A 22473-nucleotide genomic window follows, 5' to 3' on the forward strand; every position below is an offset into this window, starting at 1 on the left:
GCTCCGGTCCACGTGCGACGATAGGTCAGATGACTTCCTTCACCCATGAATTATGGATCGAGGCGCCGAGTTCTGCGCGGGTGCGTGAAGTCCCTACGCCTGAGCCCGGTGCAGATGAGGTGCTCTTGGAGACTCAACTCTCTGGGATATCTCCAGGTACGGAGACGGTGGTCTACCGAGGAGAGGTCCCTGAGTCGGTGGCCCCACTCATGGCGGCCCCACACCAGTTAGGTGACCTTCCGTTTCCGGTCTCTCACGGCTATCTCAATGTAGCGGTGGTGCGCCAGGGCCCGGCGGAGCTAGTGGGTAAACGGGTCTTCACGCTGACTGGTCACCGGGCCCACGCGGTGGTGCCGACCGAGGCCTGCCACGTTGTCCCTGAGCACATACCCAGCGAACGAGCGTTGCTGGCGGGCATCGCGGAGGTGGGACTCAACGCCATATGGGAGGCCCAGACAACCCTGGGTGACCGGGTGGCTGTAGTGGGCGCTGGCCTGGTGGGGCTGGTCACGGCGCTGCTTCTGTCACAGGTCACACCGGCCCGGCTGCAGGTGGTGGATATTGACCCAACTCGCCGCGCATTGGCGGCTGAGCTCGGCCTCGAATCGGTCTCTCCCGATGACGCCGCGAAGGACAACGACGCCGTGTTCCATACCTCGGCAGCCCCTGCCGGTCTGCGTCGTGCCCTGGAGATCACCGGTGACGACGGTGCTGTGGTCGAGATGTCCTGGTACGGCACGCGCGAGCCCGCCGTCCCGTTAGGTGTGGACTTCCACGCTCGGCGGTTGCGGATCATCGGTGCACAGGTTGGGCAGGTGGCGGTGCCCAAACGGCTCCGACGCAGCCGAGCAGAGCGCCTTGGCGCCTCCCTGTACCTGTTGGATTCACGATTCGACGCACTGGTCACCGGGCGCTCGAGTTTGGAAGATCTTCCCTCAGTATTTGAAGACTTCGCGCGTAAGGCAGACTGGACTCGGAGCCAACTGCTGCACGCGGTTACCTACACCCCGTACCAGATGCAAGGAGCCGTATGACCTCTGCCCACACGCCCGTATTCCGCATCTCTGTGGACGACCACGTGATGATCGCCCATTCATTGCCCGGTGATTTCTTTGGCCCCGCGCAGCAGCTGCACGGAGCGACTTTGGCGATTAGCGCGACATTTGAGCGGGAAGGGCTGGACGAGCACGGGGTGGTCATTGACATCGGTATGGCGACCTCGCTGCTCTCTGAGGTGCTAGATGACCTGCGGTACCGAAACTTGGATGAGCACCCGGATTTCACTCACAAGATTTCAACTACCGAGGTCGTCTGCCAGCATGTGGCCATGCAGATGGCGCAGGCACTGCCTGACCAGCACGGCCTGCGAGCCCTGGAGATCGCCGCTGATGAGCACCCTCGTGCACGGGCCTCCGTACGGGTTGAGCTCGGTCACTAATGAAAGTACTTCCGTTCGTGGCTGGGCGCAGTTCTCTCGCACCTCAGTTAGGATAGAGCGGCTGCCGTTGCACGTCAGGAACGGTTGCGAGGGGGGTTAGCTCAGTTGGTTAGAGCAGAGGACTCATAATCCTTTGGTCGCGGGTTCAAGTCCCGCACCCCCTACCAGCTACATCCCGGCTATAACAGGGGAGGGCCCCGTAGCATATCTCCGGCGGGGCCCTATTTAGCGGCCTGACGGCCTTTCTCTACCAGGTTCGCCGACGACGAAGGGTGTCGAGCTCCACCACGGTGTCCGAAGGATCAGGGTCCGGCTCGGGCGTAGAGGGCGCGGACCACAGCGCCTGCCCCATCACCTGCGCTGCGTCCCTGCGCATATCGTCTATGACGTGCCGGTAACGCTTGAGCATGGACACCTGAGACCAGCCCATCATGTCCATGACCACAGGCTCCGAGACGCCCATCATGAGCGCCACTGTCGCCGCCGTCTACATCTGGTCCACGCACTGGTTCAACCAGGACGTAATGGCCCAGGTGGCGGACCTGCAGCGCCGCAACCGGATCTAGCCCGGCGTAGCGCCCCGAGGCGCACATAAAAGTGCCCCCGGCCCGCATTTGCGGGCTGGGGGCACTTTCGTGTTTCTGCCGGTGGAAGGTGGCTACCCTGGGAAATCTGGGTCACACCATGGATCGTCGGCGGGAATGTAGCCCTGTTCGCACATTTCGATCACGCTGAGGGCGTCATGCACGCTGGTGAGGCTGTAGGTTCCGCTGCTGTTCGCGGGGGCGTCGAGGGGCTGGCCGAATGAGACCGTCCCGTGTATGTCCAGCTCGCAGCCGAGCTCCAGCGCCCGGTCTATCTGGTCCGATACGCTGCCATCGACCGCCCCGACTTCTTCATGGTATGGGCAGGTGTCGGTGTGGGGCACGTCAATCTGTGGGCCCGGCGCGGGGGCGGGGTTGAAGTCGTCGGCGCCCACACCGAGGTTCACCGGGACTTCGTACCAGCCGGTGTCCTCGGAGTATTCCCATGCGGTTTCCTGCTCTTCCGGCCATTTGCCCGATGGTTCGGTCGGTGGACCTGCGGACTCCGGCCTCTCGGCTATCTGGCCGGTGCCGCTAGCGCCGCCGGCCCGCCCCCCGGTGCTCTGCCCTGGGGCGGAGTCCACGCGGTGCAGGTCGGCCACGGGGTCCGCCCCGTCTTCGGTGCTCTCAGTGGCTGCTGGGCTGCTGGCGGGTGATTGTGCCCCCTGGGGGTCCGAGCCGCTGTTGGGGCTGCTGCAGGCTGCGAGGGCGAGCGCTGCGAGTGCTGCGGTGGCTGCGAGTGTGCGAGTCATGCGTCTGCTGCCTTTCAGGTATGAGCGAGGGGGCGTCCAGCCCACGTTAGGGGTTCTGCAGCGGCGAGGACAATCGCCCGCGCCGACGACTGGAGCGCCCCGAGACGCGGAGCGAGGCGTTAATGTGGGCCCCGACATATAGCCTGGGAACTATGTCGAAAGCTCGCTCGTTCGAAGAGATCCGCAACTGGGCATCCAAGTTCGCCCACGACTGGCGGGACATTCCCGGCGATGAGCGACAGTGGGCTCAGCAATTCGTACGAGACCTTCTGCAGGTCTACGGCCTGACCGAAACGCGGGCAGCATTCTACGAGATGCGAGCTAAGAGAACCTCAACGGGCCGGCAGGGATACATCGACGCGCTAGTCCCCGGCAAGCTGGCCATCGAAATGAAATCCGAAGGCGGGGACCTGGAGAAGGCCGAGCGCCAGGCGCTGGACTACCTGAACGGGCTTTCAGACACCGAAATGCCCACACACGTCCTCACTAGTGACTTCAAGCGCTTCCGCCTGCTCAACATCCGCAGTACTGACGAAGGTCCCATCGAGTGGAGCCTCCAGGAGTTCAGACAACATGCTGACTCAATGAGCTTCCTCGCCGGCTATGGAGAGCGACACGTCTCCTGGGATGAGCGCGAAACCGCCTCGATCAAAGCTGCGCAACTTATGGCCTCCCTGTACGAAGGGTTGTCGGGGTCCGGATACGACGACCATCAAGCATCTGTGTTCCTGGTGCGCACCCTCTTCGCGCTGTATGCGGACGACTCTGGGCTCTGGGAGCGAGACCTGTTCCTAGAGTTTCTGGAGAACCGCACAGCCGAGGACGGAGGAGACCTTGGTTCCCAGATGAACCTGCTCTTTCAGGTGCTGCGCACGCCCGAGCAGAAGCGCCAGACCAACATGACAGGGCTACTAGCCCGCTTCCCCTACGTCAACGGTGGACTGTTTGAGGAACGCGTCGACATTCCGTTCTTCACTTCGGACATGCGAACGCGCATGATCGAAGCTTGTTATTTCAACTGGTCAACAATCTCGCCGGCCACCTTCGGCTCCCTTTTCCAAGCGGTGAAAGACAAGGCTGCCCGCAGGTCACTCGGTGAGCACTACACCACCGAGACTAATATTCTGCGCGTAATCGGCCCCATGTTCCTCGACGAACTCGAGACGGAGTTCGAAGAGAAGGTGAATCAACCGAGAGCGTTACGTAATCTCCGTGAGCGGCTGGGAGAGATGCAGTTCTTCGACCCCGCGTGTGGCTGTGGCAATTTTCTGATTATCGCCTATCGAAAGATGCGCGACCTCGAACTACGCATAATTGAACGCATACAACACCTCGACCGTGCACGCGGCCGCAAATCGACGGCCCTGGAAGATGAGGGCCTCACTTTTCTCGGCGAACAGATCCGGGTCCGAGTACAAAATTTTCATGGAATCGAGATCGAGGACTGGCCAGCCCGCATCGCCGCCACCGCCCTCCACCTCGTAGAGCATCAAGCCAACCTAGAGATGCAGGCGCGCCTTGGAGTAGCACCCGAGCTCCTACCGTTGGACAAAGTCGAAACAATCCACACTGCAAACGCGCTGAGGATGGACTGGAACGACGTGGTACAGGCACATGAAAGCGTCTACGTGTTGGGCAACCCCCCGTTCATTGGGCAGTACATCAAATCCGCAGACCAAAAAGCTGACATGAAGTACGTCTGGGGGGACCAGTACGACGGTTACTTGGACTACGTGACGGGTTGGTATAAGAAGGCGATCGACTATTACGACTACGCCAAAGCTTCTGGCCAGTTCGCTTTCGTCTCTACCAATTCCATCGCCCAGGGGCAGCCAGTGCCGGCGCTGTTCGGCCCCATCTTCAAGCGCGGATGGTCCATCAACTTCGCGCACCGCACCTTCGCTTGGAGTTCTGAGGCCCCCGGACAGGCGGCTGTTCACTGCGTCATCGTCGGTTTCACAAGGTCCCGACGAGGTCGGCGGCGGCTGTGGGACTATCCCGAGGTCAAAGGTGAACCGTTAGAGCAGAAAGTGTCAACTGGTATCAACGCCTACCTCATAGATGCACCGGAAGTGCTCGTGCGCAAACGCATGAAGCCTCTTGCCCCAGCAGCGTCCGAAGTCATAAGAGGAAGCCAGCCGACCGACGGTGGGCACCTAATCGTTGAGCCGACGGACTACGAACAGGTCAGTAACGACCCCGTCGCTGCGAAATACCTTCGCCCATTCCGCATGGGGCGGGAGCTCGTTCGGGGCCTGGACCGGTGGTGTCTCTGGATGGCCGGCCCGGATTTCGATCCGCAGGACCTGAACCGCTCAAAGGTGCTTCGGGAACGCGTCACCGCTGTCAGGGAGAAACGACTGAGCAGCAATAAGAAAGCAACTAGAGAGAGCGCTTCTACCCCGCATCTTTTCCAGGAGAATCGTCAGCCGGGCTCGAACTACGTAGCCATCCCCCGTGTGGTCTCGGGGTCACGACGCTACTACACGGTCAAACACCTGTCGCCGGACATAATAGCGGGAGACAAAGTTTATACCGCCGAGGATCCGCACGGCCTCCTGTTTGGCATCATAAGTTCTTCAATGTTTGTTACTTGGCAGAAGGCAGTAGGAGGGCGACTAAAGTCCGACCTGAGTTTCTCAAATACTTTGGTCTGGAATACGTTACCTTTGCCGGGTCTAGAGACGGGCTCACGACAACGCATCATAGAGGCTGGACAAGGCGTCTTGGACGCCCGCTCTCAGCATCCAGACCGTTCCTTAGCTGATGCGTACAACCCGCTAGGTATGGACCCCGCCCTGTTAAAAGCCCATAATGCGCTCGACACTGTGGTTGACCACGCGTTCGGCGCCGATCGACATTGTGAGTCTAAGAAGGAGCGAGAGGAGATTCTGTTTGCCCGTTACGCAGAGATGACCTCCTAACATTTATCGCGTGAAGATTCGCTTCACTGCGGTCCCAAAAAAAGGATAAGATATGAGTAGAAATGATATTGAAGGGCTGAGAGCGACCCTACGGACTACAGCTGAGAGCCTCCGGCTGGAACTGAAGAACATTCGTGACAACTTCGACCATAACGGCATCAAGGGGACTAGTGCCGAGGAGAAGTTCCACGATTTTCTACGCCGCCACCTGCCCGACTCTGTCGGAATTACCTCTGGTGAAGTCGTGGATGTGGATGGAGGACGCAGTGGTGAACTCGATGTGATCCTGTTCGATAAGCCTCGAACTCCAATGTTATTTGGAGAAAAAGGCAGTCGAAATCATTCGGTGCCCGTCGAAGGCATTATAGGTGTCATTGAGGTGAAGACGCGCCTAAAGAAACACATGGTTTCGGATCTCATCAAAAGCTGTCAGAAGGTGAAGACGTTGCAGAAGAAGGCGTTCTTGCCTGGAGGTCTGGTGCGGAAACGCGAGCGATACGGTCAGACCTACACTGACATGCCCGTCTATTACAGCGTCTTCGCCTTCGAAAGTGAGGGTAGCTATGCGGGTGTCTTCAACGACTCTCAAATGGAAATCTTGCCGCAAGAGCGTGTCGACACCGTCTGTTACTTAGACAGAGGTATAGGAATCAACGCCACCATCGATTGGGAGACTAACCAGCCACACTTCAGTCCGTGGCCAACTCCTAACAGCATCATGGGCGATACCCAGGATCCAGAGCGTTCCTTACTTCATTGGTTCGCTCTTTTGTCTACGGCCGTCGCGCAGGCAGATACGCGCCCCATTGACCTCACTCAATACCTTGGTGAGGACCTGCAGCTCGCCATACATTTTCCTGGTGGACCAGCCGCACAGGAGTTCACCGAGAAGGGCATGAAGTCGATAGCTAGAAAAATGGGAATCTCGGAAGACATCCTGATCCGCCAAAGCAGAGGTGAACCCATCACGCTGAAGGAGGCCGTGGAAGTGCTACGTGTGAATGAAAACTACCTCGCTGAGACTGATGACATGTCTGAGGCTTCCAGAGCCACGCTGCGGCTAGCGAAAAGCATCGCGAAGAACGATCAAAGAGGCGCCTCCCCATCGAAGTCCGCACACGAAACTAGCTAAGTGCACGCCAAATCGCGTCGAGTGCGCGTGTTGGCGAGGGCCTAGGCCTGCGAATTCTGACGGCCTTTTTGACGGCCTTTCTACCGGACAACGGGGGACGGCCGAGGACAACCGGAGACGCCCATTAGCGCCATAACCCCAGGTCAGAGGACAACGGGGGACAACGGGGGACAACCGGGGATAAGTGCTAAATTGGACTCATAATCCTTTGGTCGCGGGTTCAAGTCCCGCACCCCCTACCGATGTGGCCCGTTGATCAGATGATTTCCTGATGCAGCGGGTCATCTGTCAAAGTTCCCCACAGAAGCAACAATGCCGTCAGACATTCCGCGCGGTGATGTCACCACTACGGCCCCCAGCCCCAAGGAGTGCAGGCAGCTCAGGTTCCGTTCTTCATAGCGTCTTCGTTGCTGATAGGAATTCTTGTGGGGGCCGGCATCCTCTTGAGAGGCACCCTGACCCTCAGGACCCCGCCTTCGAAGGTGGCGTCGATCTGCTCGGTTTCGGCCTGTTCGGGCAGGTCGATGCTGCGGTAGAAGCTGCTGCTGCTTTCCCGGATCAAGTACTTCTTGTTCTTATCTTCGTTGTGACGTTCGGCCCGGATGACCAGGGCGCCCTGGGCGAGGTTGATGGTGATGTTCTCTTCATCAAACTTGGGCAGGTGGGCCTCCACAACGAGTTCTCTGTCCTCATTGGTGTATATGTCCGTGGTGGACGTTGTGCCGGGCAAGGCCCCGTCGTTGAAGAGCTCGCTACGGAGGCTCAGAAATCCGGCAAATGGATCGAAGCGCACTATATAGCGTGTCATGGTCATGTCCTTCTACTGTGACTGTGGCAGTCGCACAGCTACGCGATGGCGCACTGGGCAGCCTGGCGCAGGTTCGCGGGGTGAAGGTGCAGGCCGTTGAAGGGCGCTATGGCAGATGTCATATGTCTGGTGCTTTGCCTGCACTCTGGATGGTGCGATCTGCTCGAGTGGGGCCTAGTTGCAGTGTCCATAGGCGGAGCCCTTCCGTGTCTGCTCGCCGTCGTGCGAGCCTGCCTCCACTGTCGTCCGCTGTGACAGGGAGTTGTAGGGCCATAGGTCCCGTCCGTGTGACGCTCTCGTGGTCATCGACTATGGAGACCCGTGTCATGAGAGCTCTGAGGAGGGGACGGGGGCATGCCACTGGGCTCTGGTGCCCCCTGAGTTGCGAGGAGTCAGTTGAAATTCTCCACCGCGAGCCCGAGCCCTGGCGCTGAGGTTGTTGGTGCCGCTGCTGCGGGATGAGCCGGAGGAGGGGCCTATCCCGTTGTCCTCGACGATGATGGTGAGGTGGGTGTCTGAGGCGTTGATTTCTACCGAGACCGCATCTGCGTGGGCATGGCGTGCGACATTGGTCAGTGCCTCACGCACCACAGCGATGGCGTCATCAGCCAAAGAGTCCTCCAGGATCAGGTCCACAGGTCCGGCGAAGCTCATGCGGGGGATGGTGGAAAGCCTTGGAGCCAATTCAGACATCACGTCCAAGAGACGGTGTCTGGCAGTCCGAGATGTTGCGTGGGTCTGCAGTGCGAAGATGGCGGTGCGAATGTCAGCGATCGCCGCATCGATCTCCGCGACGTGTGCTTCAAGGCAAGCTGCGTGGTTCGAATCAGCCGAAGCCAGAGTTTGCAGCCCCAGCCCGGTGCCGAATAGTCGTTGGATGGCATGATCGTGCAGATCCCGAGCGATGCGGGCCCTCTCCTCGACTAGTTCGAGCCGCTGCCGATCAGCCCGGGACCAGGCAAGGGCTACGGCAAGACCAGCCTGAGAGGCGAAGTCTGAGAGCAGTTCAAGCTCGCTCGAGGTAAATGGTGACTCATTTGCGGTCCGGGTGGCACACAGCGCGGCCACTCGGTCTCCGGAGACCACAAGCGGCACAGCGATCATGGAGGCGCTAGGGATATCACCCATGAATGGAACCGGTTCGTCTCCGTCCGTGGGGGCTATTCCCGGTTCGCCACTCATGGCACGCGAAAGGACACAATCTATCCACGGCACGGAGGTGCCTTCAATCAGCGAGGCGCCCTCACCTCGCGCGGAGTCGACGTGAAGCTCCTTGCCTACAGCTTCAGAGACCACGACGCTGACTAGCTCTGCACGGGTCAGAGCAGCAACACTTTCAGTGAGCACGCCGAGGGCGTCAGTACTGGGAGAGGCCAGGAGGGCTGAGGTCACCTCACTCAATGCGCCACTGAGCTGCTGGGCGCGCCGAGCCTCACCATAGTGGCGTGCGTTATTAATCGCAGTGGCCGCTGTTGCCGCGAGGGCGGTGACTAGCTCCTCGTCCTCTGCGGTGAAGGGGCCCCCGGCGCGATTCGTGAGATAGAGGTTCCCGAAAGTTTCCCCTCGAATCTTGATCGGTACACCTAGGAAGGAGTCCATGGGCGGGTGGTGTTCGGGAAAGCCGACTGCTCGAGGATCCTTAGTGAGGTCTTTCAAGCGGATCGGGCGGGAGGAATCGTTGACGGCACCAAGGATCCCGTGTCCTTCGGGAAGGTGACCGACCCGATCGACGAGCTCTTCTGAGACCCCGACGTGAATGAATTGCTCCAGCCACCCATCTAGGGAAAGAACACCAAGCGCTCCGTACTGTGCATCCACCAGAGTCACTATGTATTCCACAACCTGATGGAGAACGCGTGTCAGGTCCAGCTCACTCGTGACGAGCTGACATTCTTCGAACAAGCTTTGCAGCCCCGGTTGAGCAGCCAACAACCGGCGATCTGGAGCGACGACCTGCTGAGATGAGCTATGGAGTCTAACGTCCCTCGTGGTTTTATAAAACGAATTGTCTACGCGCATTTTACTCCCCTGTGACGTGAAGTAAGTATACGGTGTGTGCAAGAGTATCGAAACAGGGTACGAAATATTACCGATTCGTGTGATGTAACTATGCCACGTGGGATGACTGTAGCGAGCGTTACTCCTCGGTGGGACTGTGGGACTGTTTAGACGTCAGCCTCACCTCCATCAACTAGAGCCTTACTAGGGCCCTTAGACCCTACTTCGGCCGGCGCAGTGGGCATACGCTCGACCTATGAGTCCTACGCATGATGTGAGTGCGGACCAAGGTCGCGACGTTGTGGTCGGAATGGACGGTTCAGCGCAAAGCGAGCGTGCGTTCTTGGCAGGTTTGAAGATCGCAAGGAGTCGTGACTTACCGTTGCGGCTTGTCGGAGCGTTCCCGCGGCTGGTGATGACTGACTCGTACTACGTCACGATGATGGACGACTACCTCGACGCGGCGGTAGAGGAGACCCAGCGGATGCTGAGTGGATATGTTTCACAGGCAGAGGGCTCTGGCGTGAAAGTCACCACCCGCACCATAATGGGGGACCCTGGGCAGACCTTGGTCGAGGAGAGCAGAACGGCTGCAGTCGCGGTGGTGGGCAAGCGTGGGCGGAACCGTTTTTCTGGCCGTTTCCTTGGCAGCGTTTCTTCCAAGCTTGCCGCATACGGGCATTGCCCCACTGTGGTTATCCCGGAGAAGTGGGAGAGCGAGTCGACAGAGAACCTGCTTGCGCAGCCGCAAGATCTCGCCCACGGCGATGCCGCCATGAGTGAGCCGCTCTCCCAAGTCGAGGAATCGGCCCCTCGAGCACATGGCCGCCGAGATTTCGCCAACGTCGCCCCCGAACTCAACTTCGACTCGGAAGTCGTTGTAGGAGTCGACGTCAGCGACCATGCCAGCGACGTGGTCAGACTAGCGGCAGAGGCCGCTGCAATGCTCGATAGCCCTCTCGCCCTCGTATCGGCTGCGCCACTGAATGCAGACAATCGTTGGTTTGCCAATACAGTTGAGCACAATCTTGAGCTCCCAAATCTCCGCCGCCCGTATACCGACCAACTGCAGAGCTCAGCCGAACACATTTCTGAGATGTTCCCTAACATCACTGTTCGGTGGCAGTTCTTTGACGGCTCGCCAGCCGGGGTGCTGTCGGAAGCTTCGAGGACAGCAGCGCTCGTCGCGGTCGGAACACGCGGGCACGGTGGATTCGCCGGTCTCGTGCTGGGCTCAGTCAGCCAGGCAGTTCTCACTCGCGCAGTGTGTCCTGTGCTGGTAGTGCCAACTCACAAGAGCTAAGAGGAGACAGACAATTCCGACACTGTTGAACTCGACCTCGCCTCCAGTTGCACCATGCTGGCGGCTGCGACGTTGAATGCACCCCCAAACTGCCCACTTGTATCGCGGATAACAGACCAGGAGATGCTAGCGATGAATCAATACGGGGAAAGTCATTCGGTAAGTGTCCTGGACACTGAAGAGATCTGGAGGTTGCTGGGGAAGAACAGTTTCGGACGCCTGGTACTAGTGGTGGATCGCAGAGTGGATATATTTCCCATTAATTATGCCAGCTCACCAGACCGAGCAATCATTTTCCAAACAGCTTCAGGCACAAAGTTGGCTGAACTAACGGTCAATGAAAAGGTGCTCTTTGAGGTGGATGACATCTCTTCTAACCAGGCATGGTCAGTCATGGTCCGCGGTCATGCGCAATGGTTGCAGAAGTCTGCAGAAATCCAGGAGGCGGAGGACCTGAAATTACGTCCCTGGGTGCCAACGCTCAAGGATCACTATGTGCGGATCATACCCACCGAAATCAGCGGACGACGCTTCCAATTTGCTGCGGATTCCAGCGGAGACCTGGGAGAAGGCTCCAGGTCGGGCTAAGTGACCCCCGGGCATCAAGGCCGTGCCGAGCCAGTGAGGCTTGTGTAACGGGCCTACAAGGTCGGGCATCACCTGCATAACGCATGGTGCCCCCGGAGGGAGTCTTCTTGAAGCATTCCGCCGGGGGCACCATGGTTTTGTTTATTCATCAGGTGGCCGGGCAGCCACGTCAGAGTCTTTAGCCTGCAGGTGTGAAGTCAGTGCTGCCTGCGAACTCAGGTCGTGGACCCGGGGCGGAGAAGGGTTCCACGAGGGTGTTCTCCACGGAGTTGTAGACGATGAACACGTTGGATCGTGAGTACGGGGTGACGTTTCCATTGGATGCGTGCATGCAGTTGGAATCGAACATGACCGCCCCACCGGCAGGGCCTTCCAAGACATCGACTCCGTACTGATCGGCGAAATCAGTCAGGGTGTACTTGTCTGGTGTTCCCGCCCCTTGCATCACCAAGGATTTCTGATAGTTATCCTCTGGAGTGCCGCCAGCACAGCTGATGTACTTCTTATGAGAGCCGGGCATGATCATCAGGGGCCCATTGAATGAATAGTTATCAGTCAATGAGATAGAGATGCTCACAGCCCGGGGTGCGGGCATTCCGTCCTCTGCGTGCCACGTCTCAAAGTCCGAATGCCACCAGAAATCCTTACCTACGAAACCAGGTTTGTAGTTGATGCGGCTCTGATGGATGTAGACTCTTGAGCCCAACAGCTGTTCAGCACGTTTTACTACTCGGGGATCGTTAGCAATCTTTTTGAAGATCTCATTCGTGCGGTGGATATCGAAGATCGAGCGCACTTCGTCAGACTTTGCTTCAACGATGGTCGCTTCATCTGCCTTGACCTGGGGATCGTTGGCCAGTCGATGAAGCTCGTTTCGAAACAGCTGAAGCTCTTCCTCAGAGATTAATCGGTCAATCGTCAGGTATCCCGTGTCCTCGTAGTGCTGGAGCGTGCTCCTATCCAGAGGGCCCTCAGTGTTCCAGCCATGGACTACTGGGTCATGGCGATCCGTCACGGTGGTTTGGTCACCCGTACGAGTCGGGTATTGGTCACGAACGGTGGTTTCTATACTCGAAGTCATAGTATTCCTAACAGGTTAGCGTCTCGCTTGACCAGACGCCTTTGCTGGTCAGGCGAGACTTTCATCATGTCTCGTCGTTCAGCGGGACCTCGCCAGTGATTTTGCTGGCGGTCGCTGCGGAACTCAGCACTTGAGGTCTACTCGTGCCTCTTGCCGGACCGACGCTTGGGCTCCTGCGTGTTCTGCGTCAGCGAAGAACGCTCGGTGCTCCGTGCGCCGCTCTGCGGGTGCAGGTAGCCGGGCAAGAAACTCTTACTGGACCGGTTCCTTTCCTGCAATTCTGCGGTTGTGCACCCCTCTTAGCCAGCCGATACGGCTCAGCCAAGAATTCGTGCTGATTACAGTGTAAACACAGACCGAACTACACTGTAAACTTGAGGCGATCTTGTTCGCCAGTTGGATGTCCGTTAGGGGAGCGCAGATGGTCCGCACACATCTAAACCGCGAACGAATAGCGCAAGCTGCGCTGGACTTCATCGATGAGCACGGCTCAGTTTCGCTGAGTATGCGTAAGCTCGGCACTTATCTCGGCGTTGAGGCGATGGCGATCTATCGCCATGTCGAAGGTCGAGAAGCCTTGCTCGATTGCGTATTGCAGCGGTTGATGTCAGGGGTGGTGGATGGTCTCGATGAGGCTCTAGGGCAAAGCTGGCAGGGGTACTTGCAAGATATTGCCCACCGAATTCGTGACGTGGCGATTCGGCACCCCAAGGCTTTCCCGTTGGTCGTCACTCAACACCCTGCAGCTCCGTGGATCCGCCCTCCGATACGCGACCTGGACTTGATCGAGCATCTACTGCGCACCTTACGTGAGTACGGCCTGCCCGACGATATGGTCGTTGATGTATACCAATCCTTTAGCAGCTTCCTGATGGGCCATCTGCTGTTAGAGGCCATGCATGCTGGAGCTGACCCTACGGCTCCTGCAACGGCCATCCGGGAAGAGGAAGCACCCGCGCCCGCTCCATTTGGCCGGATCAACCTCGATACTCACCCCACCGTGCAGGAACTCAGCGGACTGCTGCAACGTAACACCAGCGAAGAGCAGTTTGAGATCGGCCTGGAGGCCATGATCGACCGCATCGAGGCCAACCTCCGCTCGTAAGAATTGCCAACAAGACTTTAGGGTGCGGACACGAAGGTCAGTAATCCGAGCATCTTCTAACGTTTGCGCATCTGCATCGAGATAATGGTCATTATGACGGCCTCACCCCCGGTCTCTAATGAGACACCTTCGGGTTCTCAGCCAGTCCCTCCCGGGCCTTACGGGCCGAGGCGACGTCGTCGACCACTAGGACCATGTGGCGCAGGCTAGCTACGAGGGAGCCGTATGTGGGCCACGCCTCCTTTGGGAGCCTATTGTCTGCAGCCATAGCTGTGGAAAGGGAAGTCAGGTCTTCGTGCAGGGGAGCGACTTGTTTGTCCGGGTCTGCGATCGAACGCCCGACGTCTCCGACGATGCGGGCCCAACGCTCACGGAAACGGTCATCCCATTCCCCGTCAGAGTAGGAGGCCTCCCGCAGTGAGCGAGCCAGATGGCGCAGATGTGAAATGCCCTCGTCAGTCCGTTCTAGGATTTCTTCGTAGCTCGCTTCCTCAGACTTCCAGCCGCTCTGGTGGAGTTTGCTCCTGACATGGTGACCGCGGGGGTTGGCACGGCGAGACTCTCTGGCGAAACGAACCACTGTCCATGCCGAATTGAGCTCCTGACTCATCGATTCCGTCTCTTTGAACCATGCTTCTGCCCTGTCGGTGTCCCAAGAGTCAGAGAATTCGTGGGACATGTTGACCAGCAGGCCCCCCATGCGTTCATTGAGGCTGTCCACGTACCGCCCGGCCTGTTTGTCTCCGAGTGGGGGGACAATCAACATGTTGACGAGAACACCGGCTGCCACCCCCACGGCGACTTCAAGTATCCGGTCGTCGAGCAATGGCGCTTGCTCACCAAACCCGCTGCCGAGCACGAATATTGCGGTAGTGGCGATCGCAACTCCCTCATCCCGGATCCAGGAGATACGTGCAGCAGCCACACCAACGAGCAGAGCCAAAGCGAAGGTCCACAGGCTTACACCGAGGAAGTATCCAATGACGAAGGACAGCCCCACACCGATACTTGACGCGATGGTGGTCTGCACACCCCGGGAGAGTGAACGGTGAACCGTTGCGTGGACCGTGAGCAACGCTGTCCACGGCGCCAGGAACGCAAGCTCAGAGTCCAGAACGGCGGTGGAGAACCACCATGCCCCAGTTCCCGCGATCACAGTCTTGAGAATCTGCAGCACATCGGTCAGGAACTCTGGCTTTTGCATCACATTGCGGATCCAGTCGACGCCGCCGCGGAAGGAGGGCGTACGCGGGGAGCTACCGTGGATGCCTTCCTGAGGGTGTTTCACCGCATCCTGCCTGGGACTCTGGGCCACGGGTGCTCCTCTGTGGTCGTGAAATGCATTCTGTTGGGCGGTTTGCGAGCTCGGCGCCGCAGTCCACATCTTGGCACTGCTGGGACTGTATCGCTATCAATTGAACTCCGAGCCGCATTGAAAATGAGTAAAACTCCTCTTATGGCACGCCAGCTGTTGATTGGTTCACAACTCTGAGGGCATATCTGACCGGTACACCAAAGGCATCGCTGTGGTCGCCCACTGCCCTGATTGGGCGCACCAATGCGAATCAATGATCGTTCAATGGGAGTAGGACCGAGGGCTCGAGTTCGCCGAGCATGAGTAGTGGGTTGATGTATTCGCCGTGGAGGCGGACGCCCCAGTGCAGGCAGGGGGATGCGCAGTGGTGGGTACCGTCGTTATAGGTGCTGAGTAATGCGACGGCCTTGCCTTGTGAAACCGCGTCGCCGGGCTTGAGGTCGGACTCGACGGGTTCGAAGGAGCTGACGTATCCACCACCATGATTGATGGACAGCACCTGACGGTCCACGACGACGCCGGAGAAGCTCACCACGCCATCTGCCGGGGAGCGGATCTGCGCGTTCGCGGGTGTGCCTAGGTCAATTCCTCTGTGTCCCCGTGACCAGGGGCACGGCCACTAGGGAGTGCTAACGCGCCGCTTGGTACCGCGCACCGGGTCGCGGGGCTGAATCTGCCATGTACGGCTCGAAGGCTACCCGAAACGAACACAAGACGTCTGGGGTCGGGCTCCATGAGGTTGCCCCGTTTCACGACTTATTGGGGGAAAGCTTCCACCACTTCGGGCACGATGCGTAAATGTTTCCGCAGGACCTGAACCCCGTACGACCCGTCGTGACTTTGCAGCGCGTTAGCTAATTCGCGATGCTCAGCTTGAATAGTTGGGAGTCGCTCTGGGGCTTCGACCAGTGTTCTAACGGCTAATCTGACGTGGCGCGGGCCGAGAGATTCATACATCTCAGACACCACATCGTTCCCCTGCTGCTGAACGATAGAGAGGTGGAACTCTTGGTCTAACTTGGCTGAAAGGCGCCAATCTTTTTTGCGACCGGCAGTCTCCATTCCGTCGAGTAGTTCTTCCAGGCGTTCGGGGGCCCCCTTGCGTTTGCGGCATATCCGAAGAATTGCCTCGGACTCGATGAGAAAGCGCGCCTGGTAAATCTCTTCGAGTTCTCGCGCGTTGATAACACGAACTTGAGCTCCTCGCCGAGGGACCAAGTCCACGAAGCCTTCGGCTTGTAGCCGATGGAACGCCTCACGCACCGGGGTGCGAGAAGTGCCCACCTCTCGCGCCAGGGTGATTTCATCCAAGAATTCACCTTCTGCAAAGTCGCCCGCAAGAATTGCGCTACTGATCCATGTGTGAGCACGCTCGCGGGCCGATGGTCGGGGTCGGGCCGCACCCTTCCGCGGGGCATCGCCGTCTTGACTAGTCATGCAGCGATTCTAGCTTAGGACGCACTGTGAGTTCTAGATGTATACACACTATATGCACAGCGCATATGTCTCGTGTATTGTCTACGTCACATTAGTTCTGAGCGAAAGAGGAGATATGAACCCTGAGACATCACGAACAGGCAAGGCGGGGGTTTGGCTCTCCGATCCTTCCGCGTCTGCCGTGGAGATCGCCGCGCAAGTGGGTTACGACACCGTGGTTCTTGATGTAGAACATGGTGCCTTCGATCTGCCGTCTTTGAACTGGCTGATCCCCTTTATTCGAGCTAGAGGGATGGAAGCCCTCGTGAAGGTGCTCGGGCCATCCAGAGAGGCCATTCAACAAGCATTGGATATGGGTGCCAATGCGGTAGCGGTTCCTCACATTGAATCCAAAGAACATGCTGCAGAGGTTTGCGGGTACGCGAAATTCCCGCCGATGGGCGAGCGTTCATTTGCGGGCGGGAGAACGTCCCGTTACGGAGGGTTCAGCGACGACTGGTTACTTCAGCAAGACTTGGGTACGCGCTGCTTCCCTATGATCGAGGATGCCAGCGCCTATAGAGACATCGAGGAAATACTTGCCCTTGATGTTGTTGACGGCATTTTTGTCGGTCCGTCTGATCTCTCCATGAGACGTAATCGCGGAGCCTACGATGCCGGAACTGAGGACCTAGAGGACATTCGCTTGTTGGCCCAGGCAGCCCGCCAGGCGGGCAAACCGTGGGTGCTGCCCGCCTGGTCACCCCAGGAGAAGGAACTGGCTGTTCGGGAGGATGCCGAATTAGTGATTCTGACAATGCAGTACGGAGCTCTCTTGCAGGGATTCCAGAGTGCCCATGCCTCACTGACGAAGATCAATCGTGCTCCTGAAAGGGTCGAAGCATAATGTTGACAGTATCTATCGCGCAATACGCGCCCACCGCAGATAAGGCACACAATCTCGATGAAATTGAACGCCTCGCGCGCAGAGCAGTTAGCCAAGGAGCCGAGCTTCTAGTACTACCGGAGTATTCCATCTACACACTTCCCGTTATGGATGAGCGTTGGGTGGAGAATGCAGAAGCACTTGACGGCCCCGTGGTCGAGCGGTTGAAAGATTTGTCCCGAGAGTTGGGTCTCGCACTCGTGGCCGGTGTCAACGAACCAGCAGGGCAAGGAAGGATATACAACACCCTGTTGGGGATCAAAGATGGCGAAATAAATGCGCTCTATCGCAAAGTACACCTGTATGACGCATTCGGGTATAAGGAATCCTCTCTTGTGCTTCACGGTCCGTTGAAGCAACCCGAACTTTTCAGCGTGGGGCCTTTCAAAGTGGGAATGCAGACTTGCTACGACCTCCGGTTTCCCGAGGTGTCTCGCACTCTAGTAGACGCAGGAGCGGACTTGCTTGCAGTCCCAGCTGAATGGGTGCCCGGCCCTCTGAAAGAGTTTCACTGGACGACCCTCGTCCGTGCTCGCGCCATAGAAAACACTGTGTACGTGGCAGCTGCCGACCAGGCGCCCCCCACCGGGTCTGGTAATAGCCTCCTCCTAGACCCTATGGGCATTGCGCTGGCGGGGGTAGGCGAGAATACCGACATTGCCACAGCAGCGCTTCACCAAGAGCGGCTCAAATCGGTGCGTGAGTCTAACCCCGCACTGTCGCTTAGGCGTTACCGCGTCATCACCAACTAACGAACAGGAGCATTACAATGCGTTTCATTGATTCAAAATACGGCGCCAAAAGGCGCGCATCCCAGGGGCTGGCGATTGCCTCTATCAGCACACTAGCTTTAGTCGGGTGCGGAAACGACGCAGACCAGGGAGGCGACGCATCTGAGGTCGACGAAACCTTCGATATTACCTACACTACGTATTCCACTCAGGAATCAGACCAATCCATCACTGTGCAGCGCTGGGCCGAAGAGGTCGAAGAGCTCACCGAAGGTGGCATATCCGTCAATTTTCATTACTCAGGCAGCCTTGTAGACGCCGAAGACTCGCTTCAGGCAACTACCGACGGACGGGCTGATCTAGCCCAAGTAGGGTCGATCTACGCTGGCAGTGATTTGCCCATGTACACCGTTGCAGAAATGCCTTTTGAAACTGAAAACCCAGAAGCGCAACTCAGGTCATTGAACCGTCTTTACGAAGAGAACGATGCATACCGTTCGAACTTTGAGGACCAAGGCGTAAGGCAACTGTTTCCTCTACCCATCGGAATCGCGACGCTGGGCCTCAACGACCCCGCTGAGTCATTGGAGGACGTTTCCGGTCGAAGCATCAGAGCCGGCGGGGTTGTAGGGGATGCCTTCGTGGCCGCGGGGGCAAATCCAGTCGGCATGGTCGCCACTGATATTTACGAATCAATGTCCCGCGGCGTCATCGACGGCTACACTTCACTTGGCCTTTCGAACCTCTCTACCTTCGGACTGGCTGATAATACGCCCTACATCGTCGAACCTGGCATTGGTTCGTACGCGTCGTCGGTTGTGGTTATGAGTGAGGATCTCTTCACTTCAATGCCAGAGGCTTATCAAGACGCTGTCCTCGAGGCCTCAAGAAACGCCGTCGAGTACGGTCTTGAAGAGCTCGATCAAGCTGCCGAGCAGGCCTGTGAGGAGCTGCGTGAGGAGGGGACGGAATTCTCATCGTTCTCTTCTGACGAGGTTGAATCCTGGCAGAATGAAGCAGGATTGGCGGAAGAGTGGGTACAGTCTGGTGACGAAGGCGCCGAGAGCGTACTTGAGGACTATCGAAGCTTTATCGAAGACGCCGCCGCCGAGTCTGATTACACTGATCCGCTGATTGCTTGCATGGAAATCGACTGATGAGAGCAGAGCTGCCTAGCCCAGCGCGCCTTGTAGCCAGCGTTTTTAGTCTGATCGCGGGGGTTTTTCTTCTTGCTCTTGTGATATTAACCGTTACGGATGTTCTCAGCCGCAACGTGCGCAATCAGTCAATTCTGGGGACTATCGATATCTCGACGATGTTGTTAGTAGCTATAGCCTTCTTAGGACTCGGCGCTGCTGAACTCAATGGTAAACATGTGGCCGTGGGGTTGGTCGAAGAACGGTTACCAATAGGCGCACGGGTACTCTCCTCACTCTTGCGGTTGGTGCTCTTGGCTGGGCTGGCAGTTCTACTTATCTGGGGTCTCGCGGACTCATGGCTTAATGCGGTGGACCGGGGAGATCGAACCAATGACATTCTTCGGCTCCCCACAGCGCCGTGGAGGCTGATTCTCCTCGTTTCTTTCACAATCTTCTTTGTGCTAGCAATATGGAAAGAAGTAATGGTTTTCCTCCAACTCCAGAAGAGCCGAGAACCCAAACCAATGCCCACTAGCTCGAAACCGCTCGAAACAGATTCAGAAGCGGAGGAAGTGCCCCGTGGATAACGAGACTATAATCGCTCTAGTCGCTGTAATGACTTCCTTCCTGTTCCTCCTTGCGCTCCGGCTGCACGTCGGACTCGCTTTGCTAGCATCCGGAGCTCTGGGCATCACGTTGCTGCTTAGTATGGGAGGGGCTCTCAGCGCTATCTCCAGCCAACCTTTCAACGTCTCGGCGAGTTACACCCTTACAATCATCCCGCTTTTCATCCTCATGGGCGTGTTAGCGGTCAACGCACGGTTGGCAGATGCTGGCTTCGACGCGGCGAATGACTTACTACGTCGCGTTCCAGGAGGAGCCGCGCTGGCTTCCCTCACGGGCTCAGGGTTCTTTGCCGCGGTAACGGGGTCGAGTGTGGCCACCGTGGCGACAATGGCCAGAGTCTCAACAGATGCCATAGTAAGGGCCGGCCACGGTGTCCGATTGGCGGCTGGGGTAGTGTGCGCGGGGGGCACTCTCGGAGTACTGATTCCGCCCTCTATTGTATTGGTTCTATACGCAGTTGTGACGGGTGTAAGTATTGGCCCCATGCTACTCGCCGGTGTTGGTCCGGGGCTTCTGACAATTGCTGCCTACGCAGCTACCATCATGATCCTTGTGGTGCTAAAGAAGCGCCGCGACCAAGCAGCTAGCGACGTAAGTTACCCTTCTACAGCTACTCGAGAGAGCGAGCCTCAAGCTACCGTGGGGGTGTTAAAACGCTTGGATCTTATGGGGCTCTTATTTCTATCTGTCATCTTCATGGTATCAATTGGCACCATCTACCTGGGAGTCGCTACTCCCACGGAGGCGGCTTCGTTTGGGGCAATAACGGCATTGATAGTCCTGTTGATTCGCAATAGGCCACCCTCATGGCTCCGTATGGTCCAACGCTCACTCACCGAGGCAGTGGGTTTGACCGCCATGACCTTTCTCCTGATGGTCGGTGCAGGTGTCTTTACATTCTTCTTGGCCACCTCGGGAGTCAGCGCAGCACTGGTGAATGCGGTAGTAGGTGCGGACTTCCCCCCTTACGCAGTCTTGCTGTTATGTCTCTTACTCCTACTGCCCCTGGGTATGTTCCTGGACGGCCTGTCTATGATTCTTATCGCGGGCCCCCTTCTCCACCCGATTCTCACTGGTTACGGTTTTGAAGGTATCTGGGTAGGTATCCTTGTCGTGAAGGTTGCAGAGATGGCCCTCATTACGCCGCCAGTTGGCATGAACGCGTTTGTTTACTCAGGGGCTGTCCCTGAGGCTGGGCTAGGAACCATATTCAAAGGAGTTTGGCCGTTCCTACTGGCAGATGTCGTTGTTGTGGCAATCCTGATCATGGTCCCGGAGATAGTGACTTTCCTGCCTGAAACATCCAACGCTTAGGGGCGCAGTGTGGATAAAAAAGCAGATTCCCTATTTCTCGTATCGAGAACGCCAATATCCAGCGCAAATAAGCGTATACTTTGAGTCGAATGGGTCATACCATCAATTCTGCCGACCGGACTTTGCTGCTCTTCATACTGTGAGGCCCAGCTTCAAGCCAGCGGCGACGCTTACATGACCCCACCCCCGCTCCGAGCTCGTCATACGTTTAGATTCTCAGGTGAGACGTGCAGTGGGCGATCACCGCAGAGGTCAAGAGACCTTATGCGGCTCTCCGCAGTTGAGGGTGTAGCAACTGCTGGCCAGTGATGGCGTGGCAGTGCGCAGATAGACGTCGAGGCCTTCCGAAGATGGAAGTTCCTACACTTCCCAAGATCTTTCTTGACCGTAGCGACCAAGCCCGCAAGGCTACCCTGGATCGGGCGTTTGCGGTCAGATGGAATAGCTACGGCGCGGCCGGTCCCAGCAAGTCCCTCGATGGAACTACGCCAGTTCTGGTACGCAGTCGTGAACTCTTCAGATCCCCATACCGCGATCAACGGTCGAATAGATACTTCTGACCGTTTAGGAGCAGTCCCACTGAACGAGCCTAGGACGTGCTCGAGGAGCTCGTAGTACACGTTGACTCGTTTCTCATGGACCCGTGATTCGCGTTCCCGATCCTGCGCGATTGTGTCGGCTGCGCGCTCTCCGGCACGCCTTTCGGAAACGGTTTCGTTGATGGAGAATACAACGATGCCTGCCAGGAGGGCAGCGAGAACAGGTGAGACGGCACTGAGGCTTAGAAAACCCAGCGGTCCCCACCACCACGCGGCGGCTAGGGCAAACAGGGCGACGCCAAAGACTTTGGCTTGCCAGTGGTTCAGGAACCACCTGGCCGTTATGGATATGCGTATTTTCACGTTCTACATGATCCACCTTCCACCAAGGGCAAGTGATTCTACTCGTAGTAAAGGCCGCCAGTTTCTCCAGGCGGACGAGCTGCTCGCTCGCTGAGTTGGCTTCCGGCGTGCAGCTCGTCCGCCGTGGTTGATGGAGAGCATCTGACGGTTGACAACTTCTTGTGGAGAAGCTGAGGACTCCGTCGGCGGGGCATCGGGTCTGCGGGTTCGCGGGTGCGCCTATGTCGACCGCCCTGTGTCCTCGTGACTACGGAGGGCGCCACCAGGACGTGAGAAGAGCTGGTGCTGCGCGGTTGCTGTCGCTCGCAACAACTTTCCTCCAAGGAACTTGTGAACGATCCTGCGTTACGTGTGAGAATTCAGACGACTT

General features: G+C 57.8%; 21 protein-coding genes and 2 tRNA genes. 14 read left to right on the forward strand and 9 right to left on the reverse strand.

What is annotated here, in order from left to right:
• Positions 1-29 precede the first annotated feature (29 nt).
• The 3 genes from D3250_RS07090 to D3250_RS07100 all read left to right on the forward strand — a co-directional run bounded on the left by D3250_RS07090 (position 30) and on the right by D3250_RS07100 (position 1605).
• The gene (locus tag D3250_RS07090; RefSeq protein WP_192892571.1) at positions 30-1034 is read left to right on the forward strand and encodes a zinc-dependent alcohol dehydrogenase; all 1005 of its coding nucleotides are present in this window, start codon (positions 30-32) and stop codon (positions 1032-1034) included.
• Positions 1031-1438: a 6-pyruvoyl trahydropterin synthase family protein gene (locus D3250_RS07095; protein WP_119902661.1), complete on the forward strand. Its 408-nt coding sequence runs from the start codon at positions 1031-1033 to the stop codon at positions 1436-1438. The genes D3250_RS07090 and D3250_RS07095 overlap by 4 nt, the downstream gene beginning before the upstream one ends.
• 90 nt (positions 1439-1528) lie before the next feature.
• A tRNA-Ile gene (locus D3250_RS07100) sits at positions 1529-1605 on the forward strand.
• Positions 1606-1685: 80 nt separating this feature from the next.
• Here D3250_RS07100 and D3250_RS07105 read toward each other — a convergent pair.
• Positions 1686-1904, reverse strand: coding sequence for a phage integrase family protein (locus D3250_RS07105; protein WP_147383500.1), 219 nt, complete (start codon positions 1902-1904; stop codon positions 1686-1688).
• A gap of 192 nt (positions 1905-2096) precedes the next feature.
• Positions 2097-2774, reverse strand: a complete 678-nt coding sequence (locus D3250_RS07110) for a hypothetical protein (protein ID WP_119902663.1) — start codon at positions 2772-2774, stop codon at positions 2097-2099.
• Between the two features lie 152 nt (positions 2775-2926).
• Between D3250_RS07110 and D3250_RS07115 the strand changes: the two genes are divergently transcribed.
• From D3250_RS07115 to D3250_RS07125, 3 genes are all read left to right on the forward strand, one after another.
• On the forward strand, positions 2927-5698 hold the full coding sequence (locus tag D3250_RS07115) for a DNA methyltransferase (RefSeq protein WP_119903035.1): 2772 nt from the start codon (positions 2927-2929) through the stop codon (positions 5696-5698).
• A gap of 52 nt (positions 5699-5750) precedes the next feature.
• The gene (locus tag D3250_RS07120; protein ID WP_119902664.1) at positions 5751-6830 is read left to right on the forward strand and encodes a DUF6602 domain-containing protein; all 1080 of its coding nucleotides are present in this window, start codon (positions 5751-5753) and stop codon (positions 6828-6830) included.
• 165 nt (positions 6831-6995) lie between these two features.
• A tRNA-Met gene (locus D3250_RS07125) sits at positions 6996-7068 on the forward strand.
• Between the two features lie 141 nt (positions 7069-7209).
• On the opposite strand, the gene D3250_RS07130 is transcribed toward D3250_RS07125, so the two are convergent.
• Both D3250_RS07130 and D3250_RS07135 read right to left on the reverse strand, forming a co-directional pair.
• Entirely contained in the window at positions 7210-7638 is a 429-nt protein-coding gene (locus D3250_RS07130; RefSeq protein WP_158583095.1) for an Hsp20/alpha crystallin family protein, read from the reverse strand.
• 324 nt (positions 7639-7962) lie between these two features.
• Positions 7963-9657, reverse strand: coding sequence for a sensor histidine kinase (locus D3250_RS07135; RefSeq protein ID WP_119902666.1), 1695 nt, complete (start codon positions 9655-9657; stop codon positions 7963-7965).
• Positions 9658-9892: 235 nt separating this feature from the next.
• Between D3250_RS07135 and D3250_RS07140 the strand changes: the two genes are divergently transcribed.
• Together D3250_RS07140 and D3250_RS07145 are read left to right on the forward strand one after the other, a co-directional pair.
• Positions 9893-10939 carry a universal stress protein gene (locus D3250_RS07140; RefSeq protein ID WP_119902667.1) on the forward strand — a complete coding sequence of 349 codons (1047 nt, stop codon included), beginning with the start codon at positions 9893-9895 and terminating at the stop codon, positions 10937-10939.
• Positions 10940-11071: 132 nt separating this feature from the next.
• Positions 11072-11527 carry a pyridoxamine 5'-phosphate oxidase family protein gene (locus D3250_RS07145; RefSeq protein WP_225973200.1) on the forward strand — a complete coding sequence of 152 codons (456 nt, stop codon included), beginning with the start codon at positions 11072-11074 and terminating at the stop codon, positions 11525-11527.
• 178 nt (positions 11528-11705) lie between these two features.
• Here the strand turns inward: D3250_RS07145 and thpD are convergent, their stop codons facing one another.
• Positions 11706-12608, reverse strand: coding sequence for an ectoine hydroxylase (gene thpD / locus D3250_RS07150; RefSeq protein WP_119902669.1), 903 nt, complete (start codon positions 12606-12608; stop codon positions 11706-11708).
• 421 nt (positions 12609-13029) lie between these two features.
• On the opposite strand from thpD, the gene D3250_RS07155 reads away from it, so the two are divergent.
• Positions 13030-13713, forward strand: coding sequence for a TetR/AcrR family transcriptional regulator (locus D3250_RS07155; RefSeq protein WP_158583097.1), 684 nt, complete (start codon positions 13030-13032; stop codon positions 13711-13713).
• 115 nt (positions 13714-13828) lie between these two features.
• On the opposite strand, the gene D3250_RS07160 is transcribed toward D3250_RS07155, so the two are convergent.
• From D3250_RS07160 to D3250_RS07170, 3 genes are all read right to left on the reverse strand, one after another.
• Positions 13829-15028, reverse strand: coding sequence for an FUSC family protein (locus D3250_RS07160; protein WP_225973201.1), 1200 nt, complete (start codon positions 15026-15028; stop codon positions 13829-13831).
• A 250-nt stretch (positions 15029-15278) separates the two neighbouring features.
• Positions 15279-15614, reverse strand: a complete 336-nt coding sequence (locus D3250_RS07165) for a M23 family metallopeptidase (RefSeq protein ID WP_119902671.1) — start codon at positions 15612-15614, stop codon at positions 15279-15281.
• 170 nt (positions 15615-15784) lie between these two features.
• Entirely contained in the window at positions 15785-16465 is a 681-nt protein-coding gene (locus tag D3250_RS07170) for a GntR family transcriptional regulator (protein ID WP_119902672.1), read from the reverse strand.
• 115 nt (positions 16466-16580) lie between these two features.
• On the opposite strand from D3250_RS07170, the gene D3250_RS07175 reads away from it, so the two are divergent.
• The 5 genes from D3250_RS07175 to D3250_RS07195 are packed head-to-tail and all read left to right on the forward strand — an operon-like array spanning position 16581 to position 21201.
• A complete protein-coding gene (locus tag D3250_RS07175; RefSeq protein WP_119902673.1) occupies positions 16581-17351 on the forward strand; it encodes an HpcH/HpaI aldolase family protein in 771 nt (256 codons plus the stop codon).
• Positions 17351-18142, forward strand: a complete 792-nt coding sequence (locus D3250_RS07180; RefSeq protein WP_192892572.1) for a carbon-nitrogen hydrolase family protein — start codon at positions 17351-17353, stop codon at positions 18140-18142. Before D3250_RS07175 ends, D3250_RS07180 begins: the two co-directional genes overlap by 1 nt.
• Before the next feature lie 17 nt (positions 18143-18159).
• Complete coding sequence (gene dctP / locus D3250_RS07185; protein WP_119902675.1) at positions 18160-19278, forward strand: TRAP transporter substrate-binding protein DctP; 1119 nt, start codon at positions 18160-18162, stop codon at positions 19276-19278.
• Positions 19278-19847, forward strand: coding sequence for a TRAP transporter small permease (locus D3250_RS07190; RefSeq protein WP_119902676.1), 570 nt, complete (start codon positions 19278-19280; stop codon positions 19845-19847). Before dctP ends, D3250_RS07190 begins: the two co-directional genes overlap by 1 nt.
• Complete coding sequence (locus D3250_RS07195) at positions 19840-21201, forward strand: TRAP transporter large permease (protein WP_119902677.1); 1362 nt, start codon at positions 19840-19842, stop codon at positions 21199-21201. Before D3250_RS07190 ends, D3250_RS07195 begins: the two co-directional genes overlap by 8 nt.
• Positions 21202-21401: 200 nt before the next feature.
• On the opposite strand, the gene D3250_RS11720 is transcribed toward D3250_RS07195, so the two are convergent.
• Positions 21402-22103: a hypothetical protein gene (locus tag D3250_RS11720; RefSeq protein WP_147383502.1), complete on the reverse strand. Its 702-nt coding sequence runs from the start codon at positions 22101-22103 to the stop codon at positions 21402-21404.
• Positions 22104-22473 lie beyond the last annotated feature (370 nt).

The organism is Nesterenkonia natronophila (assembly GCF_003595215.1).
Lineage (GTDB): Bacteria > Actinomycetota > Actinomycetes > Actinomycetales > Micrococcaceae > Nesterenkonia > Nesterenkonia natronophila.

Bases quoted from the DNA above. Each gene is read 5' to 3' on its own strand.
- D3250_RS07175 (WP_119902673.1), top strand. From the start codon at position 16,581: ATGAACCCTGAGACATCACGAACAGGCAAGGCGGGGGTTTGGCTCTCC.
- D3250_RS07115 (WP_119903035.1), top strand. From the start codon at position 2,927: ATGTCGAAAGCTCGCTCGTTCGAAGAGATCCGCAACTGGGCATCCAAG.
- D3250_RS07105 (WP_147383500.1), bottom strand. From the start codon at position 1,904: ATGATGGGCGTCTCGGAGCCTGTGGTCATGGACATGATGGGCTGGTCT.
- D3250_RS07145 (WP_225973200.1), top strand. From the start codon at position 11,072: ATGAATCAATACGGGGAAAGTCATTCGGTAAGTGTCCTGGACACTGAA.
- D3250_RS07140 (WP_119902667.1), top strand. From the start codon at position 9,893: ATGAGTCCTACGCATGATGTGAGTGCGGACCAAGGTCGCGACGTTGTG.
- D3250_RS07120 (WP_119902664.1), top strand. From the start codon at position 5,751: ATGAGTAGAAATGATATTGAAGGGCTGAGAGCGACCCTACGGACTACA.
- D3250_RS07190 (WP_119902676.1), top strand. From the start codon at position 19,278: ATGAGAGCAGAGCTGCCTAGCCCAGCGCGCCTTGTAGCCAGCGTTTTT.
- dctP (WP_119902675.1), top strand. From the start codon at position 18,160: ATGCGTTTCATTGATTCAAAATACGGCGCCAAAAGGCGCGCATCCCAG.
- D3250_RS07135 (WP_119902666.1), bottom strand. From the start codon at position 9,657: ATGCGCGTAGACAATTCGTTTTATAAAACCACGAGGGACGTTAGACTC.
- D3250_RS07180 (WP_192892572.1), top strand. From the start codon at position 17,351: ATGTTGACAGTATCTATCGCGCAATACGCGCCCACCGCAGATAAGGCA.
- D3250_RS07110 (WP_119902663.1), bottom strand. From the start codon at position 2,774: ATGACTCGCACACTCGCAGCCACCGCAGCACTCGCAGCGCTCGCCCTC.
- D3250_RS07095 (WP_119902661.1), top strand. From the start codon at position 1,031: ATGACCTCTGCCCACACGCCCGTATTCCGCATCTCTGTGGACGACCAC.
- D3250_RS07130 (WP_158583095.1), bottom strand. From the start codon at position 7,638: ATGACACGCTATATAGTGCGCTTCGATCCATTTGCCGGATTTCTGAGC.
- D3250_RS07170 (WP_119902672.1), bottom strand. From the start codon at position 16,465: ATGACTAGTCAAGACGGCGATGCCCCGCGGAAGGGTGCGGCCCGACCC.
- D3250_RS07090 (WP_192892571.1), top strand. From the start codon at position 30: ATGACTTCCTTCACCCATGAATTATGGATCGAGGCGCCGAGTTCTGCG.
- thpD (WP_119902669.1), bottom strand. From the start codon at position 12,608: ATGACTTCGAGTATAGAAACCACCGTTCGTGACCAATACCCGACTCGT.
- D3250_RS07155 (WP_158583097.1), top strand. From the start codon at position 13,030: ATGGTCCGCACACATCTAAACCGCGAACGAATAGCGCAAGCTGCGCTG.